The organism is Natronospirillum operosum, assembly GCF_004768465.1.
GTDB classification, from domain to species: Bacteria; Pseudomonadota; Gammaproteobacteria; order Pseudomonadales; family Natronospirillaceae; genus Natronospirillum; species Natronospirillum operosum.
Genome location: NZ_SRMF01000001.1, coordinates 743600 through 760612, shown reverse-complemented (window position 1 = coordinate 760612; position 17013 = coordinate 743600). Strand labels below are relative to the sequence as shown.

Here is a 17013-nt window from a genome sequence, read left to right as displayed (position 1 = left end):
GCCTCATCGAACACAGACATAGGGAAACCTCCTGCATGCGAGCCAGCCGGTATCTGATCGCCACGGTCAAAGAAACCCCAGCCGACGCCGTTATTGTGAGCCACCGCCTGATGCTGCGGGCCGGCATGATCCGCAAGCTGGCCTCCGGCCTCTATACCTGGCTGCCCACTGGCCTGCGTGTATTGCGCAAGGTAGAACGCATAGTGCGCGAGGAGATGGACCGCGCCGGCGCCCAGGAAGTCTTCATGCCCTGCGTCCAGCCGGCCGAGCTGTGGCAGGAAAGCGGCCGCTATGACGACATGGGCCCGCTGATGCTGCATCTGCAGGACCGCCACGAGCGTGATTTCGTCTTCGGCCCGACCCACGAAGAAGTCATCACCGACATCGCCCGCAACGAACTGACCAGCTACAAGCAACTGCCGGTCAATTTCTATCAGATTCAGACCAAGTTTCGCGACGAGTTCCGCCCCCGCTTCGGGGTCATGCGGGCGCGCGAATTCATCATGAAGGATGCCTACTCCTTCCACCTGACAGCCGACTCGCTGCAGGAAGAATACGACAACATGTACCGCACCTACTGCCGCATCTTCGATCGCCTGGGTCTGGACTATCGGCCGGTACTTGCAGATTCCGGCGCCATGGGCGGTGCCGCCTCGCATGAGTTCCAGGTGCTGGCCGACTCAGGCGAAGACTACATCGCCTTCTCCGACGGCAGTGATTTTGCTGCCAATATCGAAATGGCCGAAGCCGTCATGCCGGCCGGTGAGCGCGCCGCGCCGAGCGAGGAGTTGCGCCTGGTGGACACGCCGGAGGCCAAGACCATTGCCCAGTTGGTCGAGCAGTTCGATCTGCCGATCGAGAAAACCATCAAGACACTGGTGGTGGAAGCCGAAGAGGGCCAGACAGAGAGCGGCCTGGTTGCCCTGCTGGTACGGGGCGACCACGAACTGAACGAGGTCAAGGCGGAAAAACTGCCGCAGGTGAAGGTGCCGCTGACCATGGCCTCGGAGGCCCGTATTCGCGCAGTGATAGGCGCCGGCCCGGGTTCGCTGGGGCCGGTCAAGCTACCCATCCCCGTCATCATTGACCGCGCTGTCAGCCTGATGAGCGACTTCGGCGCCGGCGCCAACGAAGACGACAAGCACTGGTTCGGCATCAACTGGGGCCGTGATGTCGAGCTGCCCGAGGTGGCCGACCTGCGCAGTGTGCAGGCCGGTGACCCCAGCCCGGATGGCCAGGGCACACTGCAGATCAAGAAGGGTATCGAAGTCGGCCACGTCTTTCAGTTGGGCCGCAAGTATGCCGAAGCCCTCGGTGCTCGGGTGCTGGACGAAAACGGCCGCGAACAGGCCATGACCATGGGCTGTTACGGCATTGGGGTGTCACGCATCGTGGCCGCTGCCATTGAACAGAACCACGACGACAACGGCATTATCTGGCCGGAAGCCATGGCGCCGTTCCAGGTCGGCATTGTGCCGCTGAATGCCCACAAGTCACCCGAGGTCATGGCAACCGCAGAACGCCTGTACAGCGAACTGACCGACCTGGGCTACGAGGTATTGCTGGACGACCGGGACAAGAAGACCAGCCCGGGCGTCAAGTTTGCCGATATGGAACTGCTCGGCATTCCGCATCGACTGGTGGTCAGTGACCGCAGCCTGCAGAATGACCAGATCGAATACAAGTATCGCCGGGCCGCAGATCGGGAGGAATGGCCATTGGCCGACACAGTGGCACGCCTCGGGAATCTGGTAAGCGGAACGTGAATCTTCTATGCAGACCCGGTAAAGCTGCTATTCTGAATAAAGGTCAAATTGAACGACGCCGCAGAAGCGTTGCACAGGCTCGGCGCAAGTCCGAAAGGGGAGAACAATGATCAAGACCGATGAAAAAACCGTGGCCGACTACATGGTGCACAGCACCACCACAATTCACTGTGAAGCCACTGTGTCCGAGGCCGTGCGCCTGCTGATAAAAATTGGTCTGCCCGGCTGTGCCGTGGTCGATGACACCCGCAAGGTCATCGGCTTTGTCTCCGAGCAGGACTGCCTGCGCCACATGCTGGAAAACCGCTATCACCGTGCCGAAACCAAGCAGGTGAAGGATGTCATGAGCACACCTGTGCTCAGCGTCGACCCCGGCATGGATATCGTCGAGCTGGCACAGATGATGTCCGGCCCCAAGCCCAAGATCTACCCCGTTATCGAACGCGGCAAGCTGCTGGGCGAGATTCGGCGCAATGACGTGCTGCGGGCGTTGTTTGAGGCGCGTTAAGCAGATGACAGTAGACAGAAAAAGCGGCCAATAGCTGAAGGCTCCAATAGGGCTATATTTACTGTCTTCTGTCGACTGTCTACCGTCAACTAAAACTACTGTCTTCTGTCGACTGTCTACCGTCAACTAACATAGCAACTGTGCTTCCCGCTCGCATTTCAGTAGACTACTGACTCCCAAATCAAAGTAAGCGATCCCTGATAACCATGTTGCCCAGCCTGGCCGACGTTGCCGCGCCCGCCGACCGCTATACCGCCTATCTGGATGCCGTTGCGCAGGCCGGTTTCCGGGGTGAAATCAGCCCCGACTATGCCAGCCGCACGGTGCTGGCCACCGACAATTCGATCTATCAGCGCCTGCCGCAGGCGGTCGTTTTTCCCCGCAATGCGGATGATATCCGCATTCTGACCCGCCTGGCCGATCAGACCCCGTTTACCGATATCGTGCTCAGTCCGCGCGGCGGCGGCACTGGCACCAATGGTCAGTCCCTGACCGACGGCATCGTGGTCGACACCTCGCGCCACATGAATGAGATTCTCGAGATCAATCCCGATGAGCGCTGGGTTCGCGTGCAGTGCGGTGTGGTCAAGGACCAGCTCAACCAGGCGCTGCAGGCCCATGGTCTGTTCTTTGCGCCGGAACTGTCGACCAGCAACCGCGCCACCATTGGCGGCATGATCAATACCGACGCCAGCGGTCAGGGCTCGGTCCTGTACGGCAAGACGCGCGATCATGTGCTGGAACTGGAAACCGTGCTCGGCGACGGCAGCCTGATGCGCACGGCCCCGCTGACCGACGAGGAACTGGCCGAGCGCTGTGCCCGGGAGGGCCGTGTGGGCGCCATCCATCGTACCGTGCGCGCCATTCACGACACCCGGCAGGACGAGATCCGGGCCATTTTCCCACCCCTGAACCGCTGCCTGACCGGCTATGACCTGGCCCATATCCGCGACCATGAAGGCCGCTTCAATCTGAACAATATTCTGTGCGGCTCCGAGGGCACGCTCGGCTTTGTCACCGAAGCCCGCCTCAATGTGCTGCCCATCCCCAGAACCTCGGCGCTGGTCAATGTGTTCTATGACAGCTTCGAAACCTCACTGCGTGATGCGCAGGCGCTGATGGCCCAGGGCCCCACCTCGATCGAAACGGTCGATGACATCGTGCTGGAGCTGGCGCAGGGCGATTTTGTCTGGTCATCCGTGGCCGACTACTTCCCGGCCGGTGCCAGGAAGATCCGGGGCGTCAACCTGGTCGAGTATACGGCCGACAGCGCGGACGAACTGGAAGCCAAACTGGCCGTGATCGAACAGCACCTGCAGCAGGTACAGGGCCGACCCAGCCAGTGCACCGGCTACACGATTGCCCGCGGCACCGGTGAGGTGAACAAGATCTGGGCCATGCGCAAGCGCTCCGTCGGTCTGCTCGGCAATGTGCAGGGCGAAGCCCGGCCTATTCCCTTTGTCGAGGACACGGCCGTGCCGCCCGAGCATCTGGCCGATTTCATCATGGGTTTTCGCGAGATTCTGGACCGGCGCAACCTGCGTTACGGCATGTTCGGTCATGTCGACTGTGGCGTGCTGCATGTACGCCCGGCACTGGACATGAAAGACCCCGCACAGGCCAGGCAGGTGCGTGAAATCACCGAAGAAGTGGTGGCCCTGATCAAGCAGTACGGCGGCCTGCTCTGGGGCGAGCACGGCAAGGGCGTGCGCTCCGAATTTGCACCCGCTTTCTTTGGTGACCTTTTCCCGGCACTGCAGCAGATCAAGGCCGCGTTCGACCCGCGCAACCAGCTCAACCCGGGCAAGATTGCCACGCCGGATGACAGCTCCGCCCTGCTGAAAATCGACGCCGTGACCACCAGAGGCGAATTGGACCGCACCATTCCGGTGCAAATGTGGGACCAGTACGCCGACGGCATGTACTGCAACGGCAACGGCGCCTGCCACAACTGGAACCCGAATGACTACATGTGCCCGTCCTGGAAGGCCACCCGCGACCGCCGCCAGACCCCCAAGGGTCGTGCCTCGCTGGTGCGCGAATGGCTGCGCCAGCTCGGCGCGCGCGGACTGGACAGCACCGAGCTGACAGAGAAGGCACGGCAGCAGAATTTCCTGCTTAGCCTGCCCGGCCGCGCCTGGCGCACCCTGACCCGCAACGAACAGGATTTCAATCAGGCCATTCATGACAGCATGATGGGCTGTCTGGCCTGCAAGTCGTGCACCGGCCAGTGCCCGGTCAAGGTGGATGTGCCCACCTTCCGCGCCCAGTTCCTCGAGGTCTACTACAGCCGCCATCTGCGCCCGCTGAAGGACTATCTGATCGGGGGTCTGGAATATGTGGTGCCCTGGCTGGCCAAAGTACGACCCCTGTACAATATCCCCATGCGCAGCCGGCCCGTGCGCTGGCTGCTGCAGCATGGTGCCGGCATGGTCGACAGCCCGTTGCTGAGCCGCACCAGCCTGAAACGCGCCCTGCGCCAACGCGGTATCCCGCTGGCCACGGTGCAGACGCTGAGCCAGTTGAGCGATGAAGAACGGGCACGCGCGCTGATTCTGGTGCAGGATGCCTTCACCAGCTTCTTCGATACCGATACCGTGATCGATGTGCTGGACAGCTTCCGCGCACTGGGCTTCACGCCGCTGGTCATGCCCTTCCTGCCCAACGGCAAGCCGCTGCATGTACATGGTTTTCACAATGCCTTCGAAAAGGCCGCCAAACAGCAGGCCCTGTGGCTGCGCGGCCTGTCGGCGCATGATGTGCCCTTGGTCGGCATCGACCCCAGCATGGTGCTGGCGTTCCGCTCCGAATACCGCAAGCTGCTCGGCGACGCTGCGGTACCGGATGTCTTGCTGCCGCAGGAGTATCTGGCGCAACAGCAGGCACTTTTTGCTACCCAGGCAGCCAGCACCGAGACCTTTTATCTGCTCGGCCACTGCACCGAAAGCACCAATGCCGCGCCGAGCATCCGCCAGTGGCAGCAGGTCTTTGCGGCCGCCGGCCTGAAGCTGGAAACACTCAGTGTCGGCTGCTGCGGCATGGCCGGCACCTTTGGCCACGAAACACGCAACCGGCAGACCAGCGAGACCATCTATGACCTGTCATGGCGCACGCTGGTAGAGAACCCCGCCTATGCCGGCCGCCTGGTGGCTTCCGGCTATTCATGCCGCACACAGAGTCAGCGCCTGTCGGGCGCTACCCTGCCGCACCCGCTGAGTGCACTGAAGCAGCAGCTCTCGGCGCCAGCACATACCCAATGACAGACAGCAATCAGCAAGGAAACGGAATGACCTGGAGCCCCAGCTCGTGGCGGGACAAGCCCGTCAGACAGATGCCCACCTACCCCGATGCAGCGGCTCTCGCCGCTGTCGAGTCACGCCTGCGCACCCGCCCGCCCATGGTATTTGCCGGTGAAGCACGGCAACTGCGTGCCGAACTGGCCGAAGTGGCCAATGGCAACGCCTTCCTGCTGCAGGGCGGCGACTGTGCCGAAAGCTTCCATGAATTTCACGCCGACCAGATTCGCGATACCTTTCGCGTATTGCTGCAAATGGCCGTGGTACTGACCTTTGGCGGCCAGCGCAAGGTGGTCAAGATCGGTCGCATGGGCGGCCAGTTCGCCAAGCCCCGTTCGGCCGATACCGAAACCATCGACGGCGTCGAACTGCCCAGCTACCGGGGCGACATCATCAATGGCATCGATTTCACCGAAGCCGACCGCACGCCGGACCCGGAGCGCATGTACAAGGCCTATGAGCAGTCCGTGGCCACGGTCAATCTGCTGCGCGCCTTTGCCCAGGGCGGCCTGGCCGACCTGCACCAGGTGCATGGCTGGAATCTGGGCTTTATCGACAAGACGCCCAATGCCGAACGCTATCAGCACATGGCGGATCATATCGATGAAACCCTGTCGTTCATGAGCGCCTGCGGCATCAACCCGGACAACACGCCGCAGATCCGGGAGACCTCGTTCTACACGTCTCACGAAGGGTTGCTGCTGCCCTATGAGGAAGCCTTCACGCGGCAGGATTCACTGACCGACCAGTGGTACGACACCTCGGCGCACATGATCTGGATCGGCGACCGCACACGCCAGCCGGACGGCGCCCATGTCGAGTTTGCGCGCGGCATCCACAACCCGATCGGGCTGAAAGTCGGTCCCAGCACCAGCGACGAAGATCTGATTCAACTGATCAACATCCTGAACCCGCACAACGAGCCGGGCCGGCTGAATCTGATCGTGCGCATGGGAGCGGAGAAGATCGCGGCGCATTTCCCGCGTCTCCTGCGCCTGGTCAAGCAGGAAGGCTTCAATGTGGTCTGGTCCTCGGACCCGATGCATGGCAACACCATCAAGGCCGGTAACGGCTACAAGACGCGCCGGGTGGACGCCATCCTGTCCGAAGTGAAGCAGTTCTTCCAGATCCATCAGGCCGAAGGCACGCACGCCGGTGGCGTGCATTTCGAGATGACCGGGCGCAATGTGACTGAGTGCGTGGGCGGGTCGTTCGATATCCGCGAAGCGGATCTGGCCGATCGCTATCACACCCACTGTGACCCGCGCCTGAACGCCGACCAGGCGCTGGAACTGGCGTTCCTGCTGGCCGACGAACTCAAGCCGTTGCGACGGTAAGACACTAAGTGTCGGGTCGCTGCACACTCCGCAGCGGCCTGACCCCCGTGCACGTACTTATTTGCGCCAGGTTTCCACGGCACCCAGGCCGTAGCGCTGGACCCATTCGCGCAGTTCGCGCGGGGCCCGGGTTTTCTTGATCACCTGTTCACCGTTGTAGGGATTGGTGTAGAGGCCGGCCGGCAGCTTCGGCTCCGGTGGTTGCTGACGCCGTTCCGGCACGGTGTCGCCTTCACTGAGCACTCGCGCAAAATACGACTTCAGGTGCTGGTGAATGCCCTCTGCTTCACCACGGCGGGACTTGATCCACTTCTCGATGTCTTTTTCCAGCGTCCGGTAAATATCCGCGCGCTCCAGCCCCTGTTGTCGGCAGTAATCATCCAGCCAGCGCGGAATATTCTCCAGCGCCGCCTGCTTGCGTTCTGCGTCCTGCCTTTGTTGTTCGAGCCGGGCCAGCTCTTCCCTGTAGGTCTCCAGTTTACGTTCGATTTCGTCAATGGCTTGCACAGTTGTGAGCATCCGTTTGCATGTGATGGATTGTTTTGTACTACAGAAAGCGCGGATTATAGGCAAAAGGACCACCGGTTAACAGTTGCCGCGCCACCATGGCCTGATACCATGAGCTGATTGTCACAGGGAGTCAGCATGAAAAGGTCGGAGCGCAACCATCGGCAACCGGACCCGCAGCCGGGTTTCATGGTGATTCAGGGCAACCGCCTGGAAGCCCTGCGTCAGTTGCTGGTGGATTGGACCCGCCGCCAGCCGCTGACGCCGCTGGAAAACGAAATGATCCTGGTGCAGAGCAACGGCATTGCGCAGTGGCTCAAACTGGCTCTGGCCGCCGATACCGAACAGGGTGGCCTGGGCGTGGCGGCCGCGCTGGATGTACGCCTGCCCGGGCGCTATCTCTGGCAGGCCTACCGTGCAGTACTGGGCGATGCCCTGCCCGAGCGCTCACCCTATGACAAGAGTCCGCTGACCTGGCGCATCATGCGCCTGCTGCCCGAACTGCTGCCGGACCCGGAGTTCACCTCCCTGCGCCGTTTCTTGCAGGATGACCAGGGCCTGCGCAAGCAGCATCAACTGGCCGAACAACTGGCCGATCTGTTTGACCAGTACCAGGTCTATCGGGCCGACTGGCTGACCGTCTGGGAGCAAGGTCTGAACCAGTTGCCCATTCTGGGTCAGTCCACCGTCGACGGGCCGGCCCTGCCCCACGACCAGCTCTGGCAGCCCGCCCTGTGGCGGCGTCTGGTGTCCGACATCGAAGCCGCAAGCACCACGGACACCCGCAGCCGGGCACAGGTACACCGCGATTTTCTGCGCGCCGCCGAGACGCTGACGGAAGACAACCGGCCACCGGACCTGCCACGCCGGGTGATCGTGTTCGGCCTGTCTTCACTGCCCCGCCAGACGCTGGAAGTGCTGGCCGCCCTGGCCGGCTGCACCCAGATTCTGCTCTGCGTGCACAACCCCTGTCAGTTCTACTGGGGCGACATCATCGAAGGCCGCGACCTGTTCCGCCACGCCTATCGCCGCCAGGCCGCCGCAGGGGCCACACCCGATCTGGCCGATGCGCGCAGCCTGCATGCCCAGGCTCATCCGCTGCTCGCGGCCTGGGGCCGACAGGGGCGCGACTACCTGCGCCTGCTCGATGAGCATGATGAACGTCAGGCCTACGAGCCCCTGTTTCAGGCCGAACAACTGGCCATCGACCTGTTTGAAGCGCCGCAGACACAGCACCTGCTGGGCCAGTTGCAGGACGACATCCAGCATCTGCGCCCACTGCCGGAGTCCCGTGCCCACTGGCCGCCAGTCAATGCTGAACATGATCAAAGCCTGGTCTTCCATGGGGCTCACAGCGCGCAGCGGGAAATCGATATACTGCATGATCAGTTGCGCGCCGCCCTGGATGCAGACCCCACCCTGCACCCGCGCGACATCCTGGTCATGGTGCCGGATATCGATCAGTACGCGCCCCATATCCGGGCCGTGTTCGGCCGCCTGGACCGGGACGACCCGCGCTTTGTTCCGTTCACCCTGTCCGATCAGGGCCAGCGCCGCCAGCAACCGCTGCTGCTCGGCCTGGATCGCCTGCTGGGCACCGACGAACTGCGCCTGACCGTGACCGACCTGCTCGATCTGCTCGACATTCCGGCCCTGCGCGCCCGCCTGGGGCTGGACGCCGAGGCGGTGCCGACGCTGCAGCGCTGGATTCACGGCGCCAATATCCGCTGGGGCCTGCATCAGCCGCACCGGGCACGACTGGGCCTCGGGGCGGCCGGAGAGCAGAACAGCTGGCTGTTCGGCCTGCGCCGCATGCTGCTGGGCTATATGGCCGGAGACCAGCGCTGGCAGGCCATCGAACCCTATGACGAGATCGGCGGCTTGGAAGCGGCTCTCGTGGGCGCGCTGGACCAGTTACTGGAACGTCTGGACCGCCAATTGACCGAACTGGCCTTGCCCGCCACACCGGTGGTCTGGGCGCAGCGGCTGTCGGCGCTGCAACAGGACCTGTTCCTGCCCGTGGACGAACAGGATACACGGCTGCTGGCCCAGCTCGACAGCAGCCTTGAAGCCTGGCTGGAAGACTGCCACAGCGCCGGGCTCGACAGCGAACTGCCGGCCACCGTGGTGCGCGAAGCCGTGCTGGCACCCCTGGACCAGCCCGGTCTGACCCAGCGTTTCATGGCCGGCGCGGTCAACTTCGCCACCCTGATGCCGATGCGGGCCATTCCATTCCGGCGCATCTGCCTGCTGGGCATGAACGACGGTGACTATCCGCGCCCGGTACAGCGCCCGGATTTCGACCTGATGCGGCCCGGCGGCGTACCCGGCGGCAACGACTACCGGCCGGGCGATCGTTCCCGCCGCGAGGATGATCGCTACCTGTTTCTGGAAGCCCTGCTGTCGGCCCGCGAGCAGCTGTACATCAGTTGGATAGCGCGCAGCGTGCGCGACAATACCGAGCGCCCGCCCTCGGTACTGGTCGGTCAGTTGCGTGATCATCTGGATGCCGGCTGGCAGTCCGGCGACAACCGGCCGCTGACGGATGCGCTGACCACTCTGCATCCGCTGCAACCATTCAGCCGCCAGTACTTTCGGCCGGACTCGACAACCCAGGCGCCTGCTGTCTTCACCTATGCCAGCGAATGGGCCGCCGCGCGGGCCGACAGGACTGCAGCCGATGCCGATGCCACGACTCAATTGCCGTTCTGGCTGCCCGACCAGCCGGTCAGCCTGACCCAGTTGAGCCGCTTTCTGCGTCATCCGGCGCATCTGTTTTTTACCCTGCGTCTGGGGGCCCGGTTCGGCTTCGAAGAAGTCCAGGTAGCCGACAACGAGACCTTTGCCCTCGACGGTCTGGCGCGCTGGCAAATGAATGAGCGCCTGCTGTCTCTGCTGCAACCGGACATCATCGACAACAGACAGGCCGACACGCCGCCGGAGCGACAACTGGAAGCTGCGGTCGAACACCTGCGCGGCAGCGGCGAACTGCCCCTGCCCCCCTTTGACGACGCAGCTACAACCGATCTGGCAACCGACCTGCTGCCGGCACTGACGGCCTGGCAGGATGGTCTGATCCAGACCCGCCCGCTGGACCCGGCCGAGATCCGCCTTGCGGTCACTCGGCCTGACAACAGTGTCTCCGTGGTGCTGGAAGACTGGCTGAGCGATCTGCGTGTCGACAGTTCTGGCCAGGGCCGGCGCCAGATACTGCAGCCCAGTCAGCTCTACAGCGGCGACACCCTGAAGTGGTACCACCTGATCCGCTACTGGCCCGGCCATCTGGCAGCACAACTGATTCTGCCCACCGAAACCCGTCTGCTGGGCCCGGGCTCGGATATCATCATGCCGCCGGTGGCCGCCGACCAGGCCGAGACCTGGCTGCAGGATCAATTGGCAGCCTGGGCCGAGGCGCTGCAGGCGCCCCTGCCGCTGGCCTGCAGGACCGGCTTTGCCTGGCTGCTGGAACAGCACAAGGCGGCCCAAACCTACAATGGCGGCTTTCAGCACCGGGGTGAAAGGGAAGAATCCGCAGTACTGCAGCGCCTGTGGCCCGACTATGACCAGTTGCTGGAGCAGACCGATTTCAGCCGGCTGGCCGAACGGCTGTACCAGCCTCTGCAGCAGACGCTGCGCCCGCAGTCCGAGGACAGCAGCGCCGAAGCCGAAGGGGATCGCCGCGCATGAGCCAGACCCTGCACATCCCCAGCTTCCCGCTGCACGGCAGCCGCCTGATCGAGGCCAGTGCCGGTACCGGCAAGACCTTCACCATCGCTCTGCTCTATGCACGGCTCATTCTGCAGCATGGCGGAGCCAATGCCTTCGCGCGCAGCCTGACCCCGCCGGATATCCTGGTCATTACCTTTACCGAGGCCGCCACCGAAGAGCTGAAGGACCGCATTCGCCAGCGCCTGGTCGAGGCCGCCGACTGTTTTCTGGTCGACCCGGCCAGTGTGGACTCCAGCAGGGTCCCGAGCGATCCGCTGCTGGCCCTGCGTCACGAACACGACCCGGCCGACTGGCCACGCTGCGCCCGTCTGCTGCAGCTGGCCGCCGAATGGATGGACGAAGCCGCCATTTCCACCATCCATGGCTGGTGCTACCGCATGCTGCGCGAACATGCCTTTGATACCGGCAACCTGTTCCGTCAGACCCTGCTCGAAAACGACCACGACCTGCTGCAGGCCGTGGTGGAAGACTACTGGCGCATTCACTTCTACCCGCTGAACCCGCTGCTGGCTGATATCGTCACCGAAGCCCTGCAGCATCCCGAGGCGCTGGCCCGGCGTCTGCGCGGCTTGCTCGGAGTCAGCCAGCCCCCCCTGTTGTACGAAGGGCAGTTGGTGGAACCACCGGCCGATCTGGGTGCGCTGTTCGCTGAACTGGAAGACTGGAAGCGAAAACAGCAAGTACTCGAAGCAGAGGCGCGCCGACTCTGGCGCCAAGACGCCGAACAGCTCGAAGCGCTGCTGCTGGACTGGCAGCCCAAGCTGCTGAAGAACGACTACGACCCCAGCAAGGGGCCTTCCCTTGCCGAGCGGCTGGCACAGTTGCAGGCCTGGGCAGATGGCGGACCAAGCCCCGCCTGGCTAGCCAAATTTGCGTCCGGTCGGTTCAAGGTCAAGCAGGCACAGGTCGGCACCGAGCCCGAACACGCCGCCTTTCAGGCCATCGCCCGGCTGATCGACCATGACGAGCAGCAGCCGGGTCAGGACAGCGGCAGTGATCTGGATACTCTGCTGCTGGCCCATGCCCGTGACTGGGTGGCCGCACGGCTGCACCAGACCCTGCAGCGCCGCGCCGAAATCGGCTTCAATGACATGCTGCGCCTGTTGGATGAGGCCCTGCAGCAGGACGAGACCGGTGCCCTCGCCCGTCGACTGCGCAGCCGCTACCCGGTGGCTCTGGTGGACGAGTTTCAGGATACCGACCCGCTGCAGTACCGCATTCTCAATGCCATCTACGAGCCCGCCGACAATGCGTCGGACCGCGCCCTGATCATGATCGGCGACCCCAAGCAGGCCATCTATTCCTTCCGCGGCGCCGATATCGGCACCTATCTGGACGCCCGGCGCGCCACGGCCGGTCGTCACTATACGCTGGGGCGCAATTTCCGGTCTTCCGAAGCCATGGTCACGGCCGTCAACCGGCTCTTCGAGACCGGTGAACAATGGCATCAGGGCGCCTTTCACTATCGCACCGCTGACGATGATCCGCTGCCCTTTCAGCCCGTCGAAGCCCAGGGCACGCAGGCGCAACTGCAGTTGCAGGGGCAGACCGTGCAGCCACTCAATATCTGGCTGCAGCCCCCGGACAGCGAGAACGACAAGACCGGCGCCCAGTGGCTGTCCCGGCAGGCCTATCAGCGCCAGATGGCCGAGAGCACGGCGGCCACCCTGGTACAGTGGCTCAATGACGACCAGAGCGGCTTTGACACCCCCGACGGCTGGCAGCGGCTGCGCCCGGCCGACATCGCCATTCTGGTGCGCAGCGGCAACGAAGCCGACATTGTGCGCCAGGCCCTGAGCCGGCGGCAGTTGCCCAGCGTCTATCTGTCCGACCGCGCCTCGGTGTTCGACACCCGCGAGGCGCGTGACCTGCTGCACTGGCTGCAGGCCTGTGCCGAACCCGGTGATGAACGACTGCTGCGCACGGCGCTGGCAACCGACAGCCTGCAATGGTCGCTGGCAGAGCTGGATCGGCTCAATCACGATGAACTGCTGCGTGAAGAACAGAACCAGCGTTTCCGCGACTATGCCCGCCGCTGGCGTACCCAGGGCGTGCTGGCCATGGTGCACCGCCTGTTGCACGACCATGATCTGCCGGCCCGGCTGCTGCGCCAGGACGATGGCGAACGGCGCCTGACCAACCTGCTGCATCTGGCCGAATGGCTGCAGCAGGCCAGCGCCCGGGTCGACGGAGAGCAGAGCCTGCTGCGCCTGTTCAGCGAACAGATCAAGGACCCGCGCAGCGCCGGCGATGAGCAGATATTGCGTCTGGAAAGCGATGCCGACCTGATCAAGGTGGTCACCATTCACAAGTCCAAGGGGCTGGAATACCCACTGGTGATGCTGCCCTTTGCCGGTACCTGGCGTCAGGTCGACGGCCGCACCCCCATGGTCAGCGTGCCCTGGCTGGACGGCACGGCGCTGGAAATCGCCGGCAGCAAGCAGGCGCCCGACGCCTGGACTCAGGCCGATGCGGAGCGCCTGCGCGAAGACCTGCGCCTGCTCTATGTGGCCCTGACCCGGGCCCGCCACGGCGTCTGGATGGGTGTCGGGGCGCTGAACCGGGGCTCGGCCAGAAAATCCCTGCTGCACGAGAGCGCCCTGGGCTATCTGCTCGGCGGTGGCGACGAACTGGACCCGGCCGCGCTTGCACAGGCCCTGAACAAGCTTTCTCACAACACCATTGCCATCACGCCGCCGCCCGAACCCGGCAGCGACAGCTGGCAAGCCGCTGCGCCCATGCCCTGGCAGGCAGCACGGCGAGTTCAGCGGGCGCGGCTGGAGCCCTGGTGGGTGGCCAGCTATTCCGCGCTCAGCTCGGAACTGGGCAGTGCCGAAGCGGTCGCCGAGCCGGAAATCGCGCTGGACGAACTGCAGCGCGAAGAATGGCAGGCACTGACCGACAATGACTATCAAGTCGTGCCAGCGGTGCCCGCCAGCAGCCGCCTGTCCGGCCTGCATCGGTTCCCGCGCGGGCCTGAGCCCGGCACCTTTCTGCACGGTCTGCTGGAATGGGCCGCCGGGCATCGACTGAGCACCGATCAGGGCCTGGTTCAGGGCTTTGCCGCCGCCCGTCAGGACGATACGGCGCGGCGCCTCCTGATCGAGCGGCGCTGCCAGTTGCGGGGCTGGGACATCTGGGTCGACACCCTGGATGCCTGGCTGGTGGCGCTGTTGGAGCAGCCCTGGACCGGTCTGGGCGCCGACCAGCCACCGCGCCTGCTCGACATTCGGGACCACCAGCCGGAACTCGAGTTCTGGCTGTCCACACACAGTGTCAGTGCCGAGCAGATCGACCATGTCGTGCGCACCGGCCTGATGCCGGAGCGACCTCGGCCGACACTGCAGGCACAGCATCTGAACGGCCTGCTCAAGGGCTTTATCGACCTGGTGTTCTGCTGGCAGGGGCGCTACTACGTGGCCGACTGGAAATCCAACTGGCTGGGCCCGGATGCCGGGGCCTACAGCACCGAGGCCATGACCGAGGCGGTGATGGCCAAGCGCTACGACCTGCAGGCCGCGCTCTATACGCTGGCCCTGCACCGGCTGCTGCGAGTACGCCTGCCCGACTATGAGCCGGCGCAGCATCTGGGCGGTGCGGCCTATCTGTTCCTGCGCGGCATCGAAGCGCCTACCAGTGGTCTGTGGACCTGCCGGCCGGCTGAAACTCTGCTGGACCAACTGGACCAGCTGTTTCAGGGCCATACTCACCACCCGGCACCGGCACAGGAGGTCCGACCATGAGCGGCGACCCGCATACCCCGGATCTCTTCGGCGCACCGGATTCCGAACCCTCCAGGCTAACGTCTTCTGCACCACCCCCCGGCCCCTCCCCTGCTGCGCAGCCGGATCTGCGGGGGCAGGCCACGGCCGAGCAATTGCTTGAACTGCTCGCCCGGTGGACCGAACGCGGCTGGCTGCGCCCGCTGGACCGGGCACTGGCCCGCTTCTGTCATCAGCAGTGCCCCCAGGCCTCCCCCCTGGCCCTGCTGCTGGTGGCATTGACCAGTCACCAGGTGGGGCGGGGGCATGTCTGTCTGGATCTGGCCGATCTGCAGGCACAGCCGGATCGAGTACTGTCGCTGCCGCCCGATGACGAACCACTCGACGACCCGCCGCCCACACCTGCCGATCTGCTGCTGGGGCTGACAGTGCCAGACTGTATCGCGGCGCTGCACAGTTCCGGCCTGAGCAATGAGACTGCAGCCGCAGAACCCGGGCCACTGGTACTGACCGTGCCGGATACGCCCGGACGCTCACCCCTGCTGTATCTGCGTCGCTACTGGCAGTACGAGCGCCAGATCGAGTCGGCCCTGCAGCAGCGCCTCAGCGCACCCGTGCCTGTTGACGACAGCCAACTGACACAGGGCCTGAGTGCCCTTTTTGCAACGCCGGTCAGCGGCGACAGGCCGGACTGGCAGCGCATCGCCTGCGCGCTGGCTGCGCGCCAGCGCTTTGCCATCATCACCGGCGGCCCGGGCACCGGCAAGACTACGACCGTAGTGCGCCTGTTGGCTCTGCTGCAGGCCCAGGCCATGGGCAACGCGGATGGGTCCCCCATGCGCATTGCGCTGACGGCTCCCACCGGCAAGGCCGCCGCCCGGCTGAACGAATCCATTGGCGGCCAGGTGGAAAAATTGGATCTGAGCGGCCTGCCCAAAAGCGACAGCCTGCGCGACCATATTCCCGAAGAGGTCACCACCCTGCATCGGCTGCTCGGCGCGCGCCCGGACAGCCGCCATTTTCGCCATCATCGGGGCAATCCGCTGCACCTGGACCTGGTGGTGGTGGATGAAGCCTCCATGGTGGATGTGGAAATGATGGCACGCCTGCTGGACGCCCTGCCGGCTGCGACCCGGGTGATCCTGCTCGGCGACAAGGACCAGTTGGCCTCGGTGGAAGCCGGTGCCGTGCTGGGCAACCTGTGCCAGCGCGCCGAACAGGCACACTATCAACCCGAACTGGCGGCATGGGTACAGGCCGTCACCGGCTGCAAGCTGCCGCCAGAGCTGACCGACCCTGCCGGGCGCCCGCTTGATCAGGCCGTGACCATGCTGCGCGTCAGCCATCGTTTCGGGGCCGACAGCGGCATCGGCCAACTGGCCCGGGCGGTCAATCAGGGAGACGGACAAACCGCCCTGCAGCAACTGCAACAGGCAGATCAGGCGGCGGATATCGCCTGGCCACAGAGTCTGGGGCGGGATACCCAAGCCCTGCTCGACTGGTGCGTCGACCGGTTGCGCCCGACACTGGAATGGCTGGCCGCGAATCAGCCGCCACCCGATGCCGAGCGCGCCGAATTCGATGCCTGGGCACAGGCGGTACTGGCCCGCTGGAGCGACTTCCAGTTGCTGTGCGCGGTGCGTGGTGGCCCGCAAGGGGTCGATCAGATGAATCAGCAACTGACCCGGGCCCTGCATCAGGCCGGGCTGGTGCAGGCCGACCACGGCTGGTTCGCCGGCAGACCGGTGATGGTGACCCGCAATGACTACAGCCTGGGCCTGATGAACGGTGATATCGGCATCACGCTACAGGGCCCAGCGCTGGGCGGCGCCGGTGATCAGTACCAACTGCGGGTGGCCTTTCCGACCAGTGACGGCTCGCAGGCCATTCACTGGGTGCTGCCCAGCCGTCTGCAGACCGTCGATACCGTCTATGCGATGACGGTGCACAAGTCACAGGGCTCGGAATTCGACCATACCGCCCTGTTGCTGCCGGCCTACCGCTCGCCGGTGCTGACCCGGGAGCTGATCTATACCGGTATTACCCGGGCCAGATCGCGCTTTACCCTGCTGGCCGGCGATGCCGGGCTGTTTCAGGAAGCAGTCAATACCCGGGTGCGCCGGGTCAGTGGCCTGTGGGGGCTTTGAA

8 protein-coding genes are annotated in these 17013 nt (G+C 64.3%); 7 read left to right on the top strand and 1 reads right to left on the bottom strand.

What is annotated here, in order from left to right:
• Positions 1 to 35 precede the first annotated feature (35 nt).
• The 4 genes from E4656_RS03535 to E4656_RS03520 all read left to right on the top strand — a co-directional run bounded on the left by E4656_RS03535 (position 36) and on the right by E4656_RS03520 (position 6907).
• The gene (locus E4656_RS03535; protein ID WP_135481226.1) at positions 36 to 1766 is read left to right on the top strand and encodes a proline--tRNA ligase; all 1731 of its coding nucleotides are present in this window, start codon (positions 36 to 38) and stop codon (positions 1764 to 1766) included.
• Positions 1767 to 1872: 106 nt separating this feature from the next.
• Positions 1873 to 2274: a CBS domain-containing protein gene (locus E4656_RS03530; RefSeq protein ID WP_135481225.1), complete on the top strand. Its 402-nt coding sequence runs from the start codon at positions 1873 to 1875 to the stop codon at positions 2272 to 2274.
• A 206-nt stretch (positions 2275 to 2480) separates the two neighbouring features.
• The gene (gene ydiJ / locus E4656_RS03525; RefSeq protein ID WP_135481223.1) at positions 2481 to 5534 is read left to right on the top strand and encodes a D-2-hydroxyglutarate dehydrogenase YdiJ; all 3054 of its coding nucleotides are present in this window, start codon (positions 2481 to 2483) and stop codon (positions 5532 to 5534) included.
• A gap of 26 nt (positions 5535 to 5560) precedes the next feature.
• On the top strand, positions 5561 to 6907 hold the full coding sequence (locus E4656_RS03520) for a class II 3-deoxy-7-phosphoheptulonate synthase (RefSeq protein ID WP_135481221.1): 1347 nt from the start codon (positions 5561 to 5563) through the stop codon (positions 6905 to 6907).
• A 57-nt stretch (positions 6908 to 6964) separates the two neighbouring features.
• Here the strand turns inward: E4656_RS03520 and E4656_RS03515 are convergent, their stop codons facing one another.
• Positions 6965 to 7414, bottom strand: a complete 450-nt coding sequence (locus E4656_RS03515) for a hypothetical protein (RefSeq protein ID WP_135481219.1) — start codon at positions 7412 to 7414, stop codon at positions 6965 to 6967.
• 138 nt (positions 7415 to 7552) lie between these two features.
• On the opposite strand from E4656_RS03515, the gene recC reads away from it, so the two are divergent.
• From recC to recD, 3 genes are read left to right on the top strand one after another with little or no spacing between them, the layout of a single operon-like run.
• Entirely contained in the window at positions 7553 to 11101 is a 3549-nt protein-coding gene (gene recC / locus E4656_RS03510; protein WP_205849083.1) for an exodeoxyribonuclease V subunit gamma, read from the top strand.
• Positions 11098 to 14886, top strand: a complete 3789-nt coding sequence (gene recB, locus E4656_RS03505; RefSeq protein WP_135481217.1) for an exodeoxyribonuclease V subunit beta — start codon at positions 11098 to 11100, stop codon at positions 14884 to 14886. The genes recC and recB overlap by 4 nt, the downstream gene beginning before the upstream one ends.
• Positions 14883 to 17012, top strand: coding sequence for an exodeoxyribonuclease V subunit alpha (gene recD / locus E4656_RS03500; RefSeq protein WP_135481215.1), 2130 nt, complete (start codon positions 14883 to 14885; stop codon positions 17010 to 17012). Before recB ends, recD begins: the two co-directional genes overlap by 4 nt.
• The last annotated feature ends 1 nt before the right edge of the window (position 17013 follow it).

Bases quoted from the DNA above. Each gene is read 5' to 3' on its own strand.
- E4656_RS03535 (WP_135481226.1), top strand. From the start codon at position 36: ATGCGAGCCAGCCGGTATCTGATCGCCACGGTCAAAGAAACCCCAGCC.
- E4656_RS03530 (WP_135481225.1), top strand. From the start codon at position 1,873: ATGATCAAGACCGATGAAAAAACCGTGGCCGACTACATGGTGCACAGC.
- ydiJ (WP_135481223.1), top strand. From the start codon at position 2,481: ATGTTGCCCAGCCTGGCCGACGTTGCCGCGCCCGCCGACCGCTATACC.
- E4656_RS03520 (WP_135481221.1), top strand. From the start codon at position 5,561: ATGACCTGGAGCCCCAGCTCGTGGCGGGACAAGCCCGTCAGACAGATG.
- recC (WP_205849083.1), top strand. From the start codon at position 7,553: ATGAAAAGGTCGGAGCGCAACCATCGGCAACCGGACCCGCAGCCGGGT.
- recB (WP_135481217.1), top strand. From the start codon at position 11,098: ATGAGCCAGACCCTGCACATCCCCAGCTTCCCGCTGCACGGCAGCCGC.
- recD (WP_135481215.1), top strand. From the start codon at position 14,883: ATGAGCGGCGACCCGCATACCCCGGATCTCTTCGGCGCACCGGATTCC.